This window comes from Paraburkholderia tropica (assembly GCF_014171495.1).
GTDB classification, from domain to species: domain Bacteria; phylum Pseudomonadota; class Gammaproteobacteria; order Burkholderiales; family Burkholderiaceae; genus Paraburkholderia; species Paraburkholderia tropica.
On record NZ_CP049134.1, the window covers coordinates 2,827,527 to 2,846,051 of the forward strand.

The window sequence follows — 18,525 nt, forward strand, 5'->3', positions numbered from 1 at the left end:
TTAATTGGCGCGGGCCTTATCCAACCCCTCAATTCAAGTCGAGCCATGACACATCCGTTTTTCGACAAGCACGAAGGCCTGCTGCAGAAGGCGTTGGCCGCCATCGAGACGCGCGGCTACTGGAGCCCGTTCGCCGAAATGCCGAGCCCCAAAGTGTACGGGGAAACCGCCAGCGCAGATGGCGAAGCCGCGTTCAAGGCGCACCTGAATCAGACGTTCGAACTCGACCAGCCCGCCAGCGCCGAAACCGTCGGCAACGAGGCTTCGCCGTTCGGTTTCGCCTTGGGCGCGCGCTATCCGAAGTCGACGCCCGACCAGTTGATCGACGCTGCACAGCACGCCCAGCGCGACTGGCGCGCCGCCGGCCCGAAAGCGTGGGTGGGCGTGAGCCTCGAAATTCTCGAACGCCTGAACCGCGCGAGTTTCGAGATTGCCTACGGCGTGATGCACACGACGGGTCAGGCGTTCATGATGGCGTTCCAGGCGGGCGGCCCGCATGCGCAGGACCGCGCACTCGAAGCGGTGACTTACGCGTGGGACCAGCTGCGCCGCATTCCCACCGATGCGCACTGGGAAAAGCCGCAGGGCAAGAACCCGCCGCTCGCGATGCAAAAGCGCTTCACGGTGGTGCCGCGCGGCACGGGCCTCGTGCTCGGCTGCTGCACGTTCCCGACCTGGAACGGCTATCCGGGCCTGTTCGCCGATCTGGCGACGGGCAACACGGTGATCGTCAAGCCGCATCCGGGTGCGATCCTGCCGCTCGCAATCACGGTGCGCATTGCGCGCGAAGTCCTGCGTGAAGCCGGCTTCGATCCGAATGTCGTCACGCTGCTCGCCACCGATCCCAACGACGGCGCACTCGTCCAGCAACTCGCCGTGCGCCCCGAAATCAAACTGATCGACTTCACCGGCAGCACGCAGAACGGCGACTGGCTCGAACAGCACGCGCATCAAGCCCAGGTCTACACCGAGAAGGCCGGCGTGAACCAGATCGTGATCGACTCGGTGAGCGATCTGAAGGCCGCCGCGCGCAACATCGCCTTCTCGCTCTCGCTCTACTCGGGCCAGATGTGCACGGCCCCGCAGAACATCTACGTGCCGCGCGACGGCATCGAGACCGCCGAAGGCCACATGAGCTTCGATCAGGTCGCGCAGGTGATCGCGGGCGCGGTCACGAAATTCGTGGCCGATCCGGCGCGTGCCGTCGAAGTGCTCGGCGCGATCCAGAACAACGGCGTGACCGCTCGCGTCGACGAAGCCCGCAAGCTGGGCACCGTGCTCGCCGACAGCCAGACGCTCGATCACCCGCAGTTCCCCGGCGCACGCGTGCGCACGCCGCTCGTGCTCGCACTCGATGCGGGCCGCGACGCCGCCACGATCACGCGCGAATGGTTCGGCCCGATCTCGTTCGTGATTGCGACCGACTCCACCGGCCAGTCGCTCGAACTCGCCGGCATGACCGCGCGCGATCACGGCGCGCTGACGCTCTCCGTCTACAGCACGAGCGACGCGGTGATCGAAGCCGCCCACGACGCGGCGATCACCGGTGGCGTGGCGCTGTCGATCAATCTGACCGGCGGCGTGTTCGTCAATCAGTCGGCGGCGTTCTCGGACTTCCACGGCACCGGCGCGAATCCTGCCGCGAATGCCTCGCTGGCCGACGCCGCGTTCGTGGCGAACCGCTTCCGCGTGGTTCAGAGCCGCGTTCATGTTAAACCGAAAGCGGCGCCCGTTGCAGTCGGCTGAACGGCCTAGGCCATCTGGCCGAATAGCGCACAACTGTCCGACCCTCTAGCATGCAAGGCATGGGCGCATTCCGCACCCGTGCCGCCGGAACCTGAGATGACCGAAGCCTATATCTGCGACGCGATTCGCACCCCGTTTGGCCGCTACGGCGGCGCCCTGAAGGACGTGCGCGCCGACGACCTCGCCGCCGTGCCCATCCGCGCGCTCGTCGAGCGCAATCCCGGCGTGGACTGGCGCGCGCTCGACGACATCCTGTACGGCTGCGCCAACCAGGCCGGCGAAGACAACCGCAACGTCGCGCGCATGGCCGCGCTGCTCGCGGGTCTGCCCACCGAAGCACCCGGCGGCACGCTCAACCGCCTGTGCGGCTCGGGCCTCGACGCCGTCGGCAGCGCCGCTCGCGCGATCAAGGCCGGCGAAGCGCGCCTCATGATCGCGGGCGGCGTGGAAAGCATGACGCGCGCCCCCTTCGTCATGGGCAAAGCCGCGTCCGCGTTCGCGCGCGAGGCGAACATTTACGACACCACCATCGGCTGGCGTTTCGTCAACAAGCTGATGAAGCAGCAATATGGTGTCGATTCGATGCCCGAGACGGCGGAAAACGTCGCCGAGGAATTCAGCATCAGCCGCGCCGATCAGGACGCTTTCGCGCTACGCAGCCAGCAAAAGGCCGCGCGCGCGCAGAAGGACGGCACGCTCGCGCAGGAAATCGTCGCGGTCGAAATTGCGCAGAAGAAAGGTGATCCGGTGCGCGTCGCGCTCGACGAGCATCCGCGCGAGACCTCGCTCGAATCGCTCGGCAAGCTCAAGGGCGTGGTGAAGCCGGACGGCACGGTCACCGCGGGCAACGCTTCGGGCGTCAACGACGGCGCCTGCGCGCTGCTGCTGGCCAATGAGGAAGCGGCCAACCAGTATGGTCTGCGCCGCCGCGCGCGCGTGCTCGGCATGGCAACCGCCGGCGTCGCGCCGCGCATCATGGGCATCGGCCCCGCGCCCGCCACGCAGAAACTGCTGGCGCAGCTCGGCATGACGATCGACCAGTTCGATGTGATCGAGCTCAACGAAGCGTTCGCGTCGCAAGGCCTCGCCGTGCTGCGCGCACTCGGCATCGCCGACGACGATCCGCGCGTGAACCCGAACGGCGGCGCGATCGCGCTCGGTCACCCGCTCGGCGCATCGGGCGCGCGGCTCGTGACCACGGCGCTGCATCAACTCGAACGTACGCAGGGTCGCTACGCGCTGTGCACAATGTGTATCGGCGTCGGCCAGGGCATCGCGCTGGCCATCGAGCGCGTCTGACAGCGCTCGTCATCGCCACAGCAACAGCACAGCAGTAGCGGCACAGCAACCCGCCGGGCGACACCGCGCGGCGGGGCCCAAAAGCCCCGAAAAGCAGGCATGGAGGAGACGACCGATGCCCTTTGAAGCGATCCGCGTCGAGATCGACGCAACCACGCGCGTGGCCACCGTCACGCTGAACCGCCCGGACAAGCTCAACAGCTTCACGCGCGCCATGCACCGCGAGCTCGCAGCGGCACTCGACGAAGTCGAAAGCGCCGGCGCGCGCGCGCTCGTACTCACCGGCGCGGGCCGCGGCTTCTGCGCGGGCCAGGATCTCGCCGACCTCGACTTCACGCCCGGCGCGATGACCGACCTCGGCGCGCTCATCGACGAGTACTTCAATCCGCTGATCAAACGTATTCAGGCGCTGCCGATGCCCGTGATCGCCGCCGTCAACGGCACCGCGGCGGGCGCGGGCGCGAATCTCGCGCTCGCGTGCGACCTCGTACTGGCCGGGCGCTCCGCGAGCTTCATTCAGGCCTTCGTGAAGATCGGCCTCGTGCCCGATTCGGGCGGCACGTGGTTCCTGCCGCAGCGCGTGGGCATGGCGCGCGCACTCGGTCTCGCCATGACCGGCGACAAACTGAGCGCCGACAAGGCGGAAAGCTGGGGCCTCGTCTGGCAAGTCACCGACGACGCCGAACTCGCCGCCACCGCTGCCGCGCTCGCCGCGCAACTCGCGAAGCAGCCCACGCGCGCCATCGTCGCCACGCGCGAGGCGCTGCGTGCGTCGGTCACCAACACGCTCGATCAGCAACTCGATCTCGAACGCGATCTGCAACGCGAACTGGGCGCGTCCCACGACTACGCGGAAGGCGTGCAGGCCTTCATCGAGAAACGCGCACCGCGCTTCGAGGGCCGTTGATATGACCGCGTCGATCTCCACGCACACGCCCGGCGACATGACGCCCGACGAACTGGCCCGCGCCACCGCGCAGGCCATGTACGAGGCTGACGGTTGCAGCCGCGCCCTCGGCATGGAATTGCTCGAGGTACGCGCCGGCTACGCGCGTCTGCGCATGTCCGTGCGGCCCGAATTCCTCAACGGCCATCAGATCTGCCACGGCGGCCTGATCTTCACGCTGGCCGATTCGACCTTCGCGTTCGCCTGCAACTCGTACAACATCAACACGGTCGCCTCCGGCTGTTCGATCGAATTCCTGCGCCCCGTGCAGCCCGACGACCAGCTCACCGCCGAAGCCGTCGAACAGGTGATGTCCGGCCGCAACGGCATCTACGACATCCGCGTGACGAATCGCGCCGGCGAAACCGTCGCCATGTTCAGAGGCAAATCCGCGCAGATTCGCGGCAACGTGATTCCTGTCGAGGCGTGACGCATCTCGCCAACTCGCCCGCACCGCATTCATATCTAAAGCAACTGGAGACATCGATGACTAACCCGCTGCCGCTCGAGCCTATCGAAACGGCCAGCCGCGACGAACTCGCGGCGCTTCAGCTCGAACGGCTGAAATGGTCGCTGAACCACGCGTATGAGAACTCGCCGGTCTATCGCCGCAAGTTCGACGAAGCGGGTGTTCACCCCTCCGAACTCAAGTCGCTCGCCGATCTCGCGCGCTTTCCGTTCACGACCAAGAAGGATCTGCGCGACAGCTACCCGTTCGGGATGTTCGCGGTGCCGCAGGAGCAGGTCTCGCGCATTCATGCGTCGTCGGGGACAACCGGCAAGCCGACCGTGGTCGGTTACACCGCCAAGGACATCGACACCTGGGCGAATCTGGTCGCGCGTTCGGTGCGCGCGGCGGGCGCGCGGCGCGGCGACAAGGTGCACGTGAGTTACGGCTATGGCCTGTTCACGGGCGGTCTCGGCGCGCATTACGGCGCGGAGCGCGCGGGCCTCACGGTCATTCCGTTCGGCGGCGGCCAGACCGAAAAGCAGGTGCAACTGATTCAGGACTTCCGGCCCGACATCATCATGGTCACGCCGAGCTACATGCTCGCGATCGCCGACGAAATGGAGCGCCAGGGCATGGACCCGGCCAGCTCGTCGCTGCGCATCGGCATCTTTGGCGCGGAGCCGTGGACTAACGACATGCGCGCGGCCATCGAAAAGCGCATGGGCATCAAAGCCGTCGACATCTACGGTCTGTCCGAAGTGATGGGGCCGGGCGTCGCCTCCGAGTGCGCCGAAACGCAAGATGGCCCGACCATCTGGGAAGACCATTTCTACCCCGAGATCATCGACCCGGAAACCGGCGAAGTGCTGCCCGACGGCGAATTCGGCGAACTTGTCTTCACCTCGCTCACCAAGGAAGCGCTGCCGATCGTGCGTTATCGCACGCGCGACCTCACGCGGCTGCTGCCCGGCACGGCGCGCACGATGCGCCGCATGGAAAAGATCACCGGTCGCTCCGACGACATGCTGATCATCCGCGGCGTGAACGTGTTCCCCACGCAGATCGAGGAACTGCTGCTCAAGCAGCCCGCGCTCGCCCCGCACTATCAGATCATCCTCACAAAGGAAGGCCCGATGGATGTCATGACGCTCAACTGCGAGCCGTGCCCGGAAACGGCGCCCGACTATGGCGCGCTGGATGCCGCCGCCAAGGCACTCGCGTACGACATCAAATCGCTGATCGGCGTGACGGCGAAGATCAACGTGCTCGACGTGAACGGCATCGAGCGTTCGGTCGGCAAAGCGAAGCGCGTGATCGACAAGCGGCCCAAGTGAGCGCAAATTAGCGCGAACGAGCACAGGTGAGTGCGCAAAACGATGCGCTCAGCCAATAAAAAAGCCGGCTGATTCAGCCGGCTTTTTTCATGCACTCAAGCACCGCGCCGCTTACGAGTTCGGGAACAGCAGCCACATGCGGCCGCCCTGTTTCATCTTGCCCGCGAGATCGCCGGCATCGTCGCCGAGACCCCAGAAATAGTCGGCGCGCACGCCGCCCTTGATCGCCGACCCGGTGTCCTGCGCGAACACAAGCCGGTTCAGCGGCGTATTGGTGAGCGGACGCGTGGTCGTCAGGAACACCGGCGTCCCGAGCGGGATCGACGACGGATCGACCGCGATCGAGCGCTCCGGCGTGAGCGGCACGCCGAGCGCACCGATCGGGCCGTCGGCGCCGCCCTGCGGCGAGCTTTCCCCCGACGGCATCTCGCGGAAGAACACGAAGCGCGGATTGGTGTCGAGCAGCGCGTCGACGCGCGTCGGATTCGCGCGAGCCCATGCCTTGATGCCCTGCATCGTGGCCTGCGCGGGCGTGAGTTCGCCGCGATCGAGCAACCAGCGGCCGATCGACTTGTATGGTTGATTGTTGGTGCCGCCGAAGCCCACGCGCATCACGCTGCCGTCTTCCATGACGATGCGGCCCGAGCCCTGCACCTGCAGGAAGAACGCCTCGATCGGGTCGTCGACCCAGACGAGTTCGTTGCCGTTCAGCACACCCGCGCGTTCGAGTTGCGCGCGCGGCGGCAGCGCGGCGCCCGCGCGATAGCCGGATGGCCAGCGGTACAACGCAGTCTGATAGATGCCGTGACGCGTGCGCGAGCCACGCAGCAGCGGCTCGTAGTAGCCGGTGACGAGGCCGTCGAGCGTGCCGTCGTTATTGGCGAACTGGTAGGGCGTGAAGTACGACTCGAAGAACGCGCGCGCGCCGGATGCGTCGAGGTCGTCGAGTTGCGAAGCCGCCGCGCAGGCGCGCTGCCAGCGCGGTTCGCGGGCAAGGCGCGTGCAGTTCGCGCGCAGTGCGGCCGTCGCTCCGATCAGCGAATCGTCCTGCCAGCCGGGCACCTGCTGCCACGCAACCGGAGTGAGCCGCTGCGCCGCGAGCTGCGAAGGCAGCGTGGGCGAACCCTTGGGCGGCGTGGTGCGCACGTAGCTCGGCCCGCCGCACGCGGCCAGCAGCGCCGCCAGCGATGCGGCGCCGATCAGGCCGCCGATGCGCCCGAAACCGCGTCGCACACCGTCGCGCAGCGCCGTTAATCCCAGCATCAGCGCGGAAAAGCGCGCGGAAACACGCATACAATATTTGCTCTCGATGGATGCCGCCATGTCTGATCTGCTCGACGAATACCCGATGCTCATGTTTGGTCTGGAAGCGCTGCTCGCGCTGTTCCTGCTGATTTTCATCGTCGTGTGGACCGCGTCGGGCAGGAAAAAGCAGAAGCGTGCCCCGCACGTGTCTCACGACGAACGTCAGGACTAGCAGACCGCGAAATCGGGGAACGGTTCAACGGAAGTCAGTGCAGCGTGCGCGGCATGCGCAGCACGAACTCGGCAACCGGCGCTTCGAAGCGCTCGGCGTCTTCCGCCACGCAGAAGTATGCGCCGCGCATGGTACCGACGGGCGTGGCGATCATCGCCCAGCTCGTGTATTCGAATTGCTCGCCCGGCTTGAGCAGCGGCTGATGGCCGACCACGCCCAGCCCCTTCACTTCCTGAACCTTCTCGTCGCTGTCGGTAATGATCCAGTGGCGCGCGATCAGCTGCGCGCTCACCTGGCCGGTGTTGCGGATGGTCAACGTGTACGCAAACGCATATTGCCGGCGCTCGGGATCCGACTCTTCGGGCAGGTAGCGCACCTGCGACGTCACGCTAAATTCGTACTGACTCATCCTCTTTCCAATCCCTGTTCAGGCCCGCTGTTGTCGCACGCCCGGGGTCACAAATACTTACGCGGCGCAAGGTGTTCAAGCGCCGCCGGCGCGGCGGGCCGCATGAAATTGCATTCTGCTTGATGCGGCAGCCCCCCGCAACCGCCGCAAGCCGATGCCAGCGGGTCCTGGCCGGATGGCCAACGTGCGTCCGGCCGACGTCCGCCGCCGCGCGCTAACGCTAAAATACGGTTTTTCCGTCTAATTTCCGCTTACCGCCATGACGCAATTCCGAATTGCCCCCAGTATTCTGTCCGCCGACTTCTCGCGTCTTGGCGAAGAAGTCCGCAACGTCGTCGCCGCCGGCGCCGACTGGATCCACTTCGACGTGATGGACAACCATTACGTGCCGAACCTCACCATCGGCCCGCTGGTGTGCGAGGCGATCCGCCCGCACGTGGACGTGCCCATCGACGTGCATCTGATGGTGCGCCCGGTCGACCGCATCGTGCCCGACTTCGCCAAGGCCGGCGCGAACCTCATCAGCTTCCACCCGGAAGGCTCGGACCACATCGACCGCACCCTGTCGCTCATCCGCGACCACGGCTGCAAGGCCGGCCTCGTCTTCAACCCGGCCACGCCGCTGAACTATCTCGACCACGTGATGGACAAGGTCGACCTCGTGCTGATCATGTCGGTGAATCCGGGCTTCGGCGGCCAGTCGTTCATTCCCGAGGCGCTCAACAAGCTGCGCGAGGCGCGCGCGAAGATCGACGCCTACAACGAACGCACCGGTCGCGAGATCCACCTGGAAGTGGACGGCGGCGTGAAGGTCGACAACATCGCCGAAATCGCGGCAGCGGGCGCGGACGCCTTCGTCGCCGGCTCGGCCATCTTCGGCAAGCCCGACTACAAGGCCGTGATCGACCAGATGCGCGCGCAGCTCGCCACCGTGAAGGCCGGCGCGCAATGAGCGCCCCGTTCAAGGCCGTCAAATTCACCGCGCCGCGCATCGAGGCGGCGCTGATCGACCTCGACGGCACCATGGTCGACACCGCCGACGACTTCGCGGCAGGCCTGAACGGCATGCTCGCCCAGTTCGACGCCGAGGAAACCACGCGCGAAGAAGTCATGGGCTACGTGGGCAAAGGCTCGGAGCATCTGATCAAGAGCGTGCTCGCTCCGCGCTTTGCCGCGGACGACGCCCAGGCGCGTTTCGACGAAGCGCTTGCCCTCTACCAGGACGAGTACGCGAAGATCAACGGCCGCCACACGCATCTGTACCCGGACGTGGAAGTGGGCCTCGCCGCGCTGCGCGCTCAGGGCATCAAGCTCGCGTGCGTGACGAACAAGCCGCACCGCTTCGCCGTCGAGCTGCTCCAGCAATACGGCCTCTCGCCCTATTTCGAGGTCGTGCTGGGCGGCGACAGCCTGCCGAAGAAAAAGCCCGACCCGCTGCCCATGCTCACGGCGTGCGAGCGTCTCGGCGTGAATCCGGCGTCGGCCGTGGCGATCGGCGATTCGGAGAACGATGCGATCGCGGGCCGCGCGGCCGGCATGGCCACGCTCACGGTGCCCTATGGCTACAACCACGGTCAACCTGTACAAAAAATTGAGTCGGATGGTATAGTTGCCACGCTGCTCGACGCCGCCAAGGCGGTCGCAGCGCACAATGATCTGACTTAAGTTCTCTACTGAACGTCAACTATCCTCATGTTTCTGAATAAAAAACGGAGTCTGAGCAGCATCGACCGGGGAGCCTGGCCCTGGCGTCGCTGGTCGCGCTAACCTCACTCGAGGTTCGCTGAAGCGGCGCGCTTGTCTCAAGTTCGCTCTCCCTTCAGCTCCGTTTTTTACTTCGCTGCGCTCTCGCGCGTGTCTCGTCTCTAAACTGTTGCGGTCAACCGTCGGCTGGTCTTGCCGTGGGCTGTCGCGATCCTTGCATGTCGATTCGTCGCATGCCGGGCCGCCAGCGCCTACGTCACGCACCGCCCCGATCGTCCGCACGCCGGCCCGGCAAGCGCCTTGTGCGTCCGCGGGCCGCACGAGCGAGCGCCAGCGGCCAACCCGCACTCAAAACAGACGCCTTCGCGTTCACCGCGCGCCCCTATTTGAGCCGCACTGGGCCCGCACACACGCCGCGACCGGCAGCACGAACAGGATCGGAACATGACCGAACTCGAATTCCAGTCTCTCGCCAACGAGGGCTACAACCGCATCCCGCTGATCGCCGAAGCACTCGCCGATCTGGAAACGCCGCTTTCGCTGTATCTGAAGCTCGCGCAGCCCGAGCGCGGCGGCGCCAACTCCTTTCTGCTCGAATCCGTCGTCGGCGGCGAGCGGTTCGGGCGCTACTCGTTCATCGGCCTGCCGGCGCGCTCGCTGCTGCGGGTGAAGAACGGCATCTCGGAAGTCGTGCGCGACGGCCAGGTGATCGAAACGCACGACGGCGATCCGCTCGAATTCATCGCGCAATACCAGTCGCGCTTCAAGGTCGCGCAGCGTCCCGGCCTGCCGCGCTTCTGCGGCGGCCTCGCCGGCTACTTCGGCTACGACGCGGTGCGCTACATCGAGAAGAAGCTCGCCGACACCTGCCCGCCCGACGATCTCGGCCTGCCCGACATCCAGTTGCTGCTCGCCGAGGAAGTCGCGGTCATCGACAATCTCGCGGGCAAGCTCTACCTGATCGTCTACGCCGATCCGCAAACGCCCGAGGCGTACACGAAGGCGAAGCTGCGCCTGCGCGAACTCAAGCAGCGTCTGCGCGCGACGGTGCAGCCGCCGGTCACGAGCGCGAGCGTGCGCACCGAAACGTTCCGCGAGTTCAAGAAGGACGATTACCTCGCGGCCGTGCGCAAGGCCAAGGAATATATCGCCGCGGGCGAGCTGATGCAGGTGCAGGTGGGCCAGCGTCTGACCAAGCCGTATCGCGACAATCCGCTGTCGCTCTATCGCGCGCTGCGTTCGCTGAACCCGTCGCCGTACATGTACTACTACAACTTCGGCGAATTCCACGTGGTGGGCGCGTCGCCGGAAATCCTGGTGCGTCAGGAGCAGCGCGGCGAAGACCGCATCGTGACGATCCGTCCGCTCGCGGGCACGCGACCGCGCGGCAACACGCCCGAGCGCGACGCCGAACTCGCGACCGAACTGCTCAACGACCCGAAGGAAATCGCCGAGCACGTCATGCTGATCGACCTCGCGCGCAACGACGTGGGCCGCATCGCGGAAATTGGCTCGGTGGTCGTGACCGATCAGATGATCATCGAAAAATACTCGCACGTGCAGCACATCGTGAGTTCGGTGGAAGGCAAGCTCAAGCCGGGCGTGAGCAACTTCGACGTGCTGCGCGCGACCTTCCCGGCCGGCACGCTCTCGGGTGCGCCGAAGGTGCGCGCGATGGAACTCATCGACGAACTCGAACCGGTGAAGCGCGGCCTCTACGGCGGCGCGGTCGGCTACCTCTCGTTCAACGGCGAGATGGATCTGGCGATCACGATCCGCACGGGCGTGATCCACAACGGCAATCTGTACGTGCAGGCCGCGGCCGGCGTGGTTGCCGATTCGGTGCCCGAATCCGAATGGCAAGAAACGGAAAACAAGGCGCGCGCCGTGCTGCGCGCCGCCGAGCAGGTGCAGGACGGCCTCGACAGCGACTTCTGAGCGGAGATAGACCATGTTGCTCATGATCGACAACTACGATTCGTTTACCTACAACATCGTCCAGTACTTCGGCGAACTCGGCGAAGACGTCCGCACGTATCGGAACGACGAAATCAGCATCGACGAGATCAAGGCGCTCAATCCGAAGCGCATCTGCCTCTCGCCGGGACCGAGCAATCCACAGCACGCGGGCATCACGCTCGACGTGCTGCGCGAATTCGCCGGCAAGACGCCGATTCTCGGCGTGTGCCTCGGCCATCAGGCGATCGGCGAGGCGTTCGGCGGCCGCGTCGTGCGCGCAAAAACCATCATGCACGGCAAGGTCAGCCAGATCGAAACCGACTGCAAGGGCGTGTTCGCCGATCTGCCGAAGCACTTCAACGTCACGCGCTATCACTCGCTCGCGATCGAGCGCGAGTCGCTGCCCGATTGTCTCGAAGTGTCCGCATGGACCGAGGACGGCGAAATCATGGGCGTGCGCCACCGCGAACTCGCGGTCGAAGGCGTGCAGTTCCATCCGGAATCGATCCTCTCGGAACACGGCCACGCGCTGTTCGAGAATTTCCTGAAGCAGACTCAAAGCGCTTGATACGGAGGCGAGCATCATGTCCATTACCCCGCAGGAAGCGCTGCAACGCACGATCGAGCACCGCGAGATTTTTCACGACGAGATGCTGCATCTGATGCGCATGATCATGCGCGGCGAGCTCTCGCCCGTGCTCTCGGCGGCCATCATCACCGGTCTGCGCGTGAAGAAGGAAACCATCGGCGAGATCGCGGCGGCCGCGACCGTGATGCGCGAATTCGCGAATCACGTCGAGGTGAAAGACAACTCGAATTTCATCGACATCGTCGGCACCGGCGGCGACGGCTCGCACACCTTCAATATCTCCACGGCGTCGATGTTCGTCGTCGCGGCGGCGGGCGCGAAGGTCGCGAAGCACGGCAATCGCGGCGTGTCGAGCAAGTCGGGCAGTGCGGACGTGCTCGAAGCGCTCGGCGTGAACATCGACCTGCAGCCGGATCAGGTGGCCGCGTCGATCGCCGAAACGGGCATGGGTTTCATGTTCGCGCCCAACCATCATCCGGCGATGAAGAACATCGCCGCCGTGCGCCGCGAACTGGGCGTGCGCACCATCTTCAACATCCTCGGCCCGCTCACGAATCCGGCCGGCGCGCCCAATCAGCTGATGGGCGTGTTCCATCCGGATCTCGTCGGCATTCAGGTGCGCGTGATGCAGCGCCTCGGCGCAAAGCACGTGCTCGTGGTGTACGGCAAGGACGGCATGGACGAGGTCTCGCTCGGCGCGGCCACGCTGGTCGGCGAGTTGAAGGACGGCGCGATTCGCGAGTATGAAATCCATCCGGAAGACTTCGGTCTGCAGATGGTGTCGAACCGCTCGCTGAAGGTCGAGAACGCCGACGAATCGAAGGCGATGCTGCTCGGCGCGCTCGCGAACGAGCCCGGCACGGCGCGCGAGATCGTCACGTTGAACGCGGGCACCGCGCTCTACTCGGCCAACGTCGCGAACTCGATCGCCGACGGCATCGCGCTCGCGCGCGAAACGCTCGCCAGCGGCCGCGCGCGCGCCAAAGTCGACGAACTGGTACGCTTCACGCAACAGTTCAAGCGTGCGTGATTCGCGTCGATAAGGCGCTGATCCTGCACCGTTTTTAGCCCGATTTGTGTTGAAACCATGAGCGACATCCTCGAAAAAATCATCGCCGTGAAGCGCGAAGAAGTGCGCGCGGCGGAACAGAGCGTCCCGCTCGAAGAGCTGCGTCTCGCGGCGAGCACGCGCGATCTGCGCGACTTCGTCGGCGCGCTGCGCGCGAAACACGAGAACGGCCAGGCGGCCGTGATCGCCGAAGTGAAGAAGGCCAGCCCGTCGAAAGGCGTGCTGCGCGAACACTTCGACCCCGCCGAAATCGCGCGCTCGTACGCCGGTCACGGCGCAGCGTGCCTCTCCGTGCTCACCGACGTGCAGTTCTTCCAGGGCAGCGTCGCCTATCTGCAAGCCGCGCGCGCCGCGTGCGACCTGCCGGTGCTGCGCAAGGACTTCATCGTCGATCCGTACCAGATCGTCGAAGCGCGCGCGATGGGCGCCGACGCGATCCTGCTGATCGCCGCCGCGCTCGAACCGGCTCAGATGCGCGACCTCGAAGCGCTCGCGCATTCGCTCGGTCTCGCGGTGCTCGTCGAAGTGCACGACCGCGCGGAACTCGATCACGCGCTCACGCTGAAGACGCCGCTCATCGGCATCAACAACCGCAATCTGCGCACCTTCGAAACCACGCTGCAAACCACCATCGGCATGCTCGACGACGTGCCCGAGGACCGCATCGTGGTGACGGAATCGGGCATTCTGTCGCGCGCCGATGTCGAGAAGATGCGCGCGCTGTCCGTGCATACGTTCCTCGTCGGCGAAGCGTTCATGCGCGCGGAACAACCCGGCGCGGAACTCGCGCGCATGTTCTTCTGAGCGCGTAGCGACATGGGTATCGAACGCGAAATCAAGCTCGCGCTGCCGCAGGACCAGGTCGCGGCGGCGCTGCGTTTCTTCGAAACGCGCGCGGGCGCGCCGGGTCATCCGATCCGGCTCGAAAACATCTATTTCGACACGCCGCAGCTCGCGCTCGCGCGCGCGAAAAGCGCGCTGCGCCTGCGCCGCGCGCCCGAGGGCTGGTTGCAGACGTTCAAGACGGTGGGTGTGTCGGTGAACGGTCTGCACGCGCGTCACGAGTGGGAAATGCCGGTCGCGGGCGAGGCGCTCGAAATCGACCGTCTGCTGCACGAGTGCGACGAAGCGGGCGTGTCGACGGCGCTGTCCGGCGCGGCCGCGACGCTGATTCCGCTCTTTCGCACCGATTTCACGCGCACGCTGTGGACGCTCGACATCGACGGCGCGCAGGTGGAAGCGGCGGTCGATCAGGGCGAGATCACGGCGGACGTGAACGGCGAGGCGCGCAGCACGCCGATCTGCGAAATCGAACTCGAACTGAAAGCCGCGAAGGACGACGGCGAAGCCGCACTGCACGCGCTCGCGGCCGAACTCGCGCAGGCGCTGCCGGGTCTCGCGCCCGACGACATCAGCAAGGCGCAACGCGGCTACGCGCTGCGCGAAGGCTGAACGCGAAGACCGGGCACAAAGGCTAAACGCGAAGGCTGAACACGAAAACCCGAACGCGAGAGCGGCGCGCATGCGCACGTCGCCTTCGCCTTCACTTTCTCATTCGCCTTCTCGCTCGCGCTGACTGCGCAGGCCCCGCAACGACGCTGTTAGTTGCAAGACTCGCCGCGATGTTCCTGTCCGCCGCGCCGCGCGCCGCACTGCATTGAATCCCCGCGCGATTGCTGCGACACTTGCCGCCCATGACTCCCACAAAACGCACGACGCGCCTCGCGCAGCCGGTGCAGACTTCGCTGTTCGACGACGAAGCGCCCGACGCCGCGCAGGCCACGCTCGACGAACCGGCGCAGCCCGAGGTCGATCCGCGTCAGATTACGATTTTCTCGCTGTTCGACGCCGACGAATTCCCGGCGCCCGCCTTCGCGAACCCGACGCCGCCGCACGCGGCGCAACCCGCGCACGCGTCTGTCGCCGCGCCCGACGCCGCGCCTGAGCGCCACGCATCCGACACCCAGCTCGCTATCGCCATGTCCATGGTTTCCGACACCCCGCGCCTCGAAGATCAGTTCGCCGCCCTGCCCGCCGCCTGGCGTGATCTGCTCACGCCGTTCACCGCAAGCGACACCTACGCGCCGCTGTGCCGCTTCGTCGACGACGAGCGCGCCGCCGGCAAGACCGTCTATCCCGCCGATGTGTTCCGCGCGCTGCGCCTCACCTCGCCCGACGACGTGAAAGTGGTGATCCTCGGTCAGGATCCGTATCACGGCGACGACCGCGGCACGCCGCAGGCGCACGGCCTCGCGTTTTCAGTGCCGCCGGGCGTGCGTCCGCCGCCGTCGCTGCGCAACATGTTCAAGGAAATCGCGGCGAGCCTCGGCATCGACGCGCCCGCGCACGGTTGTCTCGACGCCTGGGCGCGCCAGGGCGTGCTGCTGCTCAATACCGTGCTGACGGTCGAGCGCGCGAACGCCGCGAGCCACGCCAAACGCGGCTGGGAGCGCTGCACCGACACGCTCATCCACGAACTCGCCACGCGCCACCAGCATCTCGTCTTCATGCTGTGGGGCGCCCACGCGCAGAACAAGCGCGCGCTGCTCGGCAACGGCGAGCATTGCGTGCTGGAAGCGCCGCATCCGTCGCCGCTGTCGGCGCATCGCGGCTTTCTGGGCTGCGGCCATTTCGCGCAGGCCAACGCGTATTTGCAGGCCCACGGCCGCGCGCCGATCGACTGGCGCTTGCCCGAGGTCGGCGAAGTGCTCGCCTGAGCGCCGGATCCGCAAGACGCGCATACATCACGCGAACATCGCGCACACATCGCGCACACATCGCGCGCAGGCAATAAAAAAACGCCACGAAATCGCTTTCGTGGCGTTTTTCTTTGCAGCGCAAGCGCGTGACCGCGCGTACCTTACGCAGCCGCGATGGCTTCGCGTGCGCTCGCCAGAGCGGCACTGGCTGCGTCCGCGCCCATGTTCAGGCCTTCGGCGTAGATGAAGCTCACGTCGGTCATGCCGAGGAAGCCGAGGAACGACTTCAGGTACGGCGTCTGGCTGTCGTGCGGGGTGCCTTGATACTTGCCGCCGCGTGCCGAGACCACGAACACCTTCTTGCCCTTGACGAGACCTTCGGGGCCATTCGCCGTGTACTGGAACGTGATGCCGGCGCGGGCGATCCAGTCGAAGTACGTCTTCAGTTGCGACGAGATGCCGAAGTTGTAAAGCGGTGCGCCGATCACGACGATGTCCGCGGCCTGGAGTTCGGCGATCAGCGCTTCGCTGCGCGCGGCGATCGCTTGCTGTTCCGGCGTGCGCTGATCGGCGGGCGTGAAGAACGCGCCGAGCACGGCGTCGTCGAGGTGCGGCAGCGGATCGGCTTGCAGGTTGCGCGTGACGACCTTCGCGCCGGCGTTCGATTGTTGCAGCTTCTCCGTCAATTCGTTGACGAGCAGCGTCGACTGGGCGCCTTGCGAGCGGGCGGCGGAATTGATTTGCAGGATCGTGGTCATGGTGGCTCCTTCGGGTCGGTTTGCGCAGTGTTGCGCGAGTGAAGGCATTGTGTTTTTTTGCCGCGCCGCGAAAAAGGCCCCCGCCGATGACGGATTGTTGCAACGGTAGAACAATCCCCGGCATAAAAAAACGGCCGGATCAGATCGATCCAGCCGTTTTGGGCCGCCCACGCTGCCGACCGGGCGTTTGGCGGTGCCTGTCCTGCCGCTGTCAGACCGCCGTTAAACCGCCAGCCAGCGCTCGCGCAAGGCACGCGGCGCGGGCCGCTTGTCGGTGACGCTAAGCTTGTAGCGCGCGATCTCCGGCTGATCGAGCGTCAGGCGCGCGACGCGCAATTCATCGCGACGGAACGCGTGAAGTTCGACCTTCGCGCCGGGCTGATAACGCGAAAGCAGGCTGTCGAGATTCGAGCCGGTCACGCGCAGGCCGTCGAGCGCCACCAGCGCGTCGCCGGCCGAGAGACCGGCTTTCTGCGCCGCGCCGCCTTCGTACACGACCGCCAGCGTGGCCTCCGCGCCGCCGCGCAGACGCGCGCCCAGCGACGGCTTCGCGCCGCGCTCCGGCTCGCCTTCGAGCTTCACGCCGAACGGTTCGAGCAGCGTGGCGAGCGGCAGATCGCGCGTACCGCGCACCGCGTCGCTAAAGAGCGCGCCGAGTTCCACGCCGGTTGCCTCGGCGATCAGCGCTTCGACGTCGTCCTCGCCCACGCCCACCGGCTTGCCGCGGTAGAAGTCGCGGCCGTAGCGCTGCCACAGCAGACGCATCACGTCGTCGAGCGACTTGCGGCCGCTGGTTTCGGCGCGGATCGTCAGATCGAACGCGAGCGCCACGAGCGAGCCCTTCGTGTAGTAGCTGACGATCGCGTTGGACGCGTTTTCGTCCTGGCGGTAGTACTTCACCCACGCGTCGAACGAGCTTTCCGCGACGCTCTGCTTCAGACGCCCCGCGCCGCGCAGCACGCCGGCGACCGTCTTGCCGACGAGGCCGAAGTAATCGTCGACGGAAATCAGGCCGCTGCGCACGAGGATCAGGTCGTCGTAATACGAGGTGAAGCCTTCGAACAGCCACAGCAGCGACGTGTAGTCCTCGCGCGTGAGGTCGTACGGCACGAACGCGGCGGGCTTGATGCGCTTCACGTTCCAGGTGTGGAAATACTCGTGGCTGCACAGGCCGAGATAGGTGCGGTAACCGTCCGACATCTCCGGCTTGCCCTTCACGGGCAGGTCGGTGCGATTGCAGATCAGCGCCGTCGAGGCGCGGTGTTCGAGGCCGCCGTAGCCGTCGCTGACCGCCTGCGTCATGAACACGTAGCGCTCCATCGGCGCGCGTTTCGTGCGCGGCTCGAACAGCGCGATCTGCGCCTCGCAGATCTTCTGCAGGTCGGCGGCGAGGCGCTCCATGTCGAGCCCCACCACGCGCCCGGCGATCACGATGTCGTGCGGCACGCCGTGCGCCTTGAAGCTCGCGAGCGTGAAGTCGCCGAGCGTGACCGGATGGTCGATCAGCTCGTCGTAGTTCATGGCCGCGTACTCGCCGAAGCCGTAGCGCTTGGTGCCGCGCGCCTCCGACAGCGCCGTGGCGACGCGCCAGTGACGGAACGCGTGCCCGTCCGGACGCTGGATATCGACAACGTGCTGCGCCTCTTCATGACCGAGCGCCGCGAGAAACACGCTCGTGCCGTTGAAGAAGCCGGCCGTGTCGTCCAGATGCGCGGCGCGCACCGAGAGATCCCACGCGTAGACCTCGTAGCGCAGCGTGAGCGCGCCCTTCACGGGCGCGGCCTGCCAGGTGTGCTTGTCGGTCTTGCTCACGCGCACCTTGCGGCCCGCGTCGTTGAAGGCGCGCAACGTGACGATGTTGCGCGCGAACTCGCGCACCATGTAACTGCCCGGAATCCACACGGGCAGCATGAAGCGCTGGCCGTCCGGCGCGGGATCGTCGACGGTGAGCGTCACTTCGAACAGATGCGCGGCGGGATTTTTCGGGACGATGGTGTATCGGATCGGCTTCATCGGCGGGATCGGTGATGTTCGGTTCGGCGGACGGCGGCGGGTGTGTCAGCCGACACCATGCCGCAAAAAAAC

17 protein-coding genes are annotated in these 18,525 nt (G+C 66.1%); 13 read left to right on the forward strand and 4 right to left on the reverse strand.

The annotated features are described in order from the left end of the window. Positions 1-45: 45 nt before the first annotated feature. The 5 genes from paaN (at position 46) to paaK (ending at position 5,776) form a co-directional block, all read left to right on the forward strand. Complete coding sequence (gene paaN, locus G5S35_RS12735; protein WP_183038355.1) at positions 46-1,746, forward strand: phenylacetic acid degradation protein PaaN; 1,701 nt, start codon at positions 46-48, stop codon at positions 1,744-1,746. A gap of 96 nt (positions 1,747-1,842) precedes the next feature. Further along, complete coding sequence (gene pcaF, locus G5S35_RS12740; protein WP_074987701.1) at positions 1,843-3,045, forward strand: 3-oxoadipyl-CoA thiolase; 1,203 nt, start codon at positions 1,843-1,845, stop codon at positions 3,043-3,045. A gap of 115 nt (positions 3,046-3,160) precedes the next feature. Continuing rightward, on the forward strand, positions 3,161-3,952 hold the full coding sequence (gene paaG, locus G5S35_RS12745; protein ID WP_074987702.1) for a 2-(1,2-epoxy-1,2-dihydrophenyl)acetyl-CoA isomerase PaaG: 792 nt from the start codon (positions 3,161-3,163) through the stop codon (positions 3,950-3,952). 1 nt (position 3,953) lies between these two features. Further along, positions 3,954-4,421 carry a hydroxyphenylacetyl-CoA thioesterase PaaI gene (gene paaI / locus G5S35_RS12750; RefSeq protein WP_231957678.1) on the forward strand — a complete coding sequence of 156 codons (468 nt, stop codon included), beginning with the start codon at positions 3,954-3,956 and terminating at the stop codon, positions 4,419-4,421. A gap of 56 nt (positions 4,422-4,477) precedes the next feature. Continuing rightward, positions 4,478-5,776: a phenylacetate--CoA ligase PaaK gene (gene paaK, locus G5S35_RS12755; protein WP_065062806.1), complete on the forward strand. Its 1,299-nt coding sequence runs from the start codon at positions 4,478-4,480 to the stop codon at positions 5,774-5,776. 111 nt (positions 5,777-5,887) lie between these two features. On the opposite strand, the gene mltA is transcribed toward paaK, so the two are convergent. After that, positions 5,888-7,177, reverse strand: coding sequence for a murein transglycosylase A (gene mltA, locus G5S35_RS12760; RefSeq protein WP_074987704.1), 1,290 nt, complete (start codon positions 7,175-7,177; stop codon positions 5,888-5,890). Between the two features lie 110 nt (positions 7,178-7,287). Then, positions 7,288-7,662, reverse strand: a complete 375-nt coding sequence (gene apaG, locus G5S35_RS12765) for a Co2+/Mg2+ efflux protein ApaG (protein ID WP_065062601.1) — start codon at positions 7,660-7,662, stop codon at positions 7,288-7,290. Positions 7,663-7,921: 259 nt separating this feature from the next. Here apaG and rpe point away from each other — a divergent pair, with 259 nt between their 5' ends. From rpe to G5S35_RS12805, 8 genes are all read left to right on the forward strand, one after another. Beyond that, entirely contained in the window at positions 7,922-8,614 is a 693-nt protein-coding gene (rpe, locus tag G5S35_RS12770) for a ribulose-phosphate 3-epimerase (protein ID WP_074987705.1), read from the forward strand. Then, entirely contained in the window at positions 8,611-9,327 is a 717-nt protein-coding gene (locus G5S35_RS12775; protein ID WP_065062605.1) for a phosphoglycolate phosphatase, read from the forward strand. The genes rpe and G5S35_RS12775 overlap by 4 nt, the downstream gene beginning before the upstream one ends. Before the next feature lie 483 nt (positions 9,328-9,810). Further along, positions 9,811-11,304, forward strand: coding sequence for an anthranilate synthase component I (gene trpE / locus G5S35_RS12780; protein WP_065062607.1), 1,494 nt, complete (start codon positions 9,811-9,813; stop codon positions 11,302-11,304). 13 nt (positions 11,305-11,317) lie between these two features. Then, positions 11,318-11,893, forward strand: coding sequence for an aminodeoxychorismate/anthranilate synthase component II (locus G5S35_RS12785; protein WP_065062609.1), 576 nt, complete (start codon positions 11,318-11,320; stop codon positions 11,891-11,893). Between the two features lie 16 nt (positions 11,894-11,909). Then, positions 11,910-12,944, forward strand: a complete 1,035-nt coding sequence (gene trpD, locus G5S35_RS12790) for an anthranilate phosphoribosyltransferase (RefSeq protein ID WP_074987707.1) — start codon at positions 11,910-11,912, stop codon at positions 12,942-12,944. 57 nt (positions 12,945-13,001) lie between these two features. Next, positions 13,002-13,787 carry an indole-3-glycerol phosphate synthase TrpC gene (trpC, locus tag G5S35_RS12795; RefSeq protein ID WP_183038356.1) on the forward strand — a complete coding sequence of 262 codons (786 nt, stop codon included), beginning with the start codon at positions 13,002-13,004 and terminating at the stop codon, positions 13,785-13,787. A gap of 12 nt (positions 13,788-13,799) precedes the next feature. Further along, positions 13,800-14,435 (forward strand): CYTH domain-containing protein, encoded by a 636-nt coding sequence (locus G5S35_RS12800; RefSeq protein WP_065062615.1) that lies wholly within the window; start codon positions 13,800-13,802, stop codon positions 14,433-14,435. Positions 14,436-14,677: 242 nt separating this feature from the next. After that, positions 14,678-15,700 carry a uracil-DNA glycosylase gene (locus tag G5S35_RS12805; RefSeq protein ID WP_183038357.1) on the forward strand — a complete coding sequence of 341 codons (1,023 nt, stop codon included), beginning with the start codon at positions 14,678-14,680 and terminating at the stop codon, positions 15,698-15,700. A gap of 143 nt (positions 15,701-15,843) precedes the next feature. Here the strand turns inward: G5S35_RS12805 and G5S35_RS12810 are convergent, their stop codons facing one another. Both G5S35_RS12810 and G5S35_RS12815 read right to left on the reverse strand, forming a co-directional pair. Then, positions 15,844-16,440 carry an FMN-dependent NADH-azoreductase gene (locus tag G5S35_RS12810; protein WP_065062619.1) on the reverse strand — a complete coding sequence of 199 codons (597 nt, stop codon included), beginning with the start codon at positions 16,438-16,440 and terminating at the stop codon, positions 15,844-15,846. Between the two features lie 222 nt (positions 16,441-16,662). After that, positions 16,663-18,453, reverse strand: coding sequence for a M61 family metallopeptidase (locus G5S35_RS12815; RefSeq protein WP_124261828.1), 1,791 nt, complete (start codon positions 18,451-18,453; stop codon positions 16,663-16,665). Between the last annotated feature and the right edge of the window lie 72 nt (positions 18,454-18,525).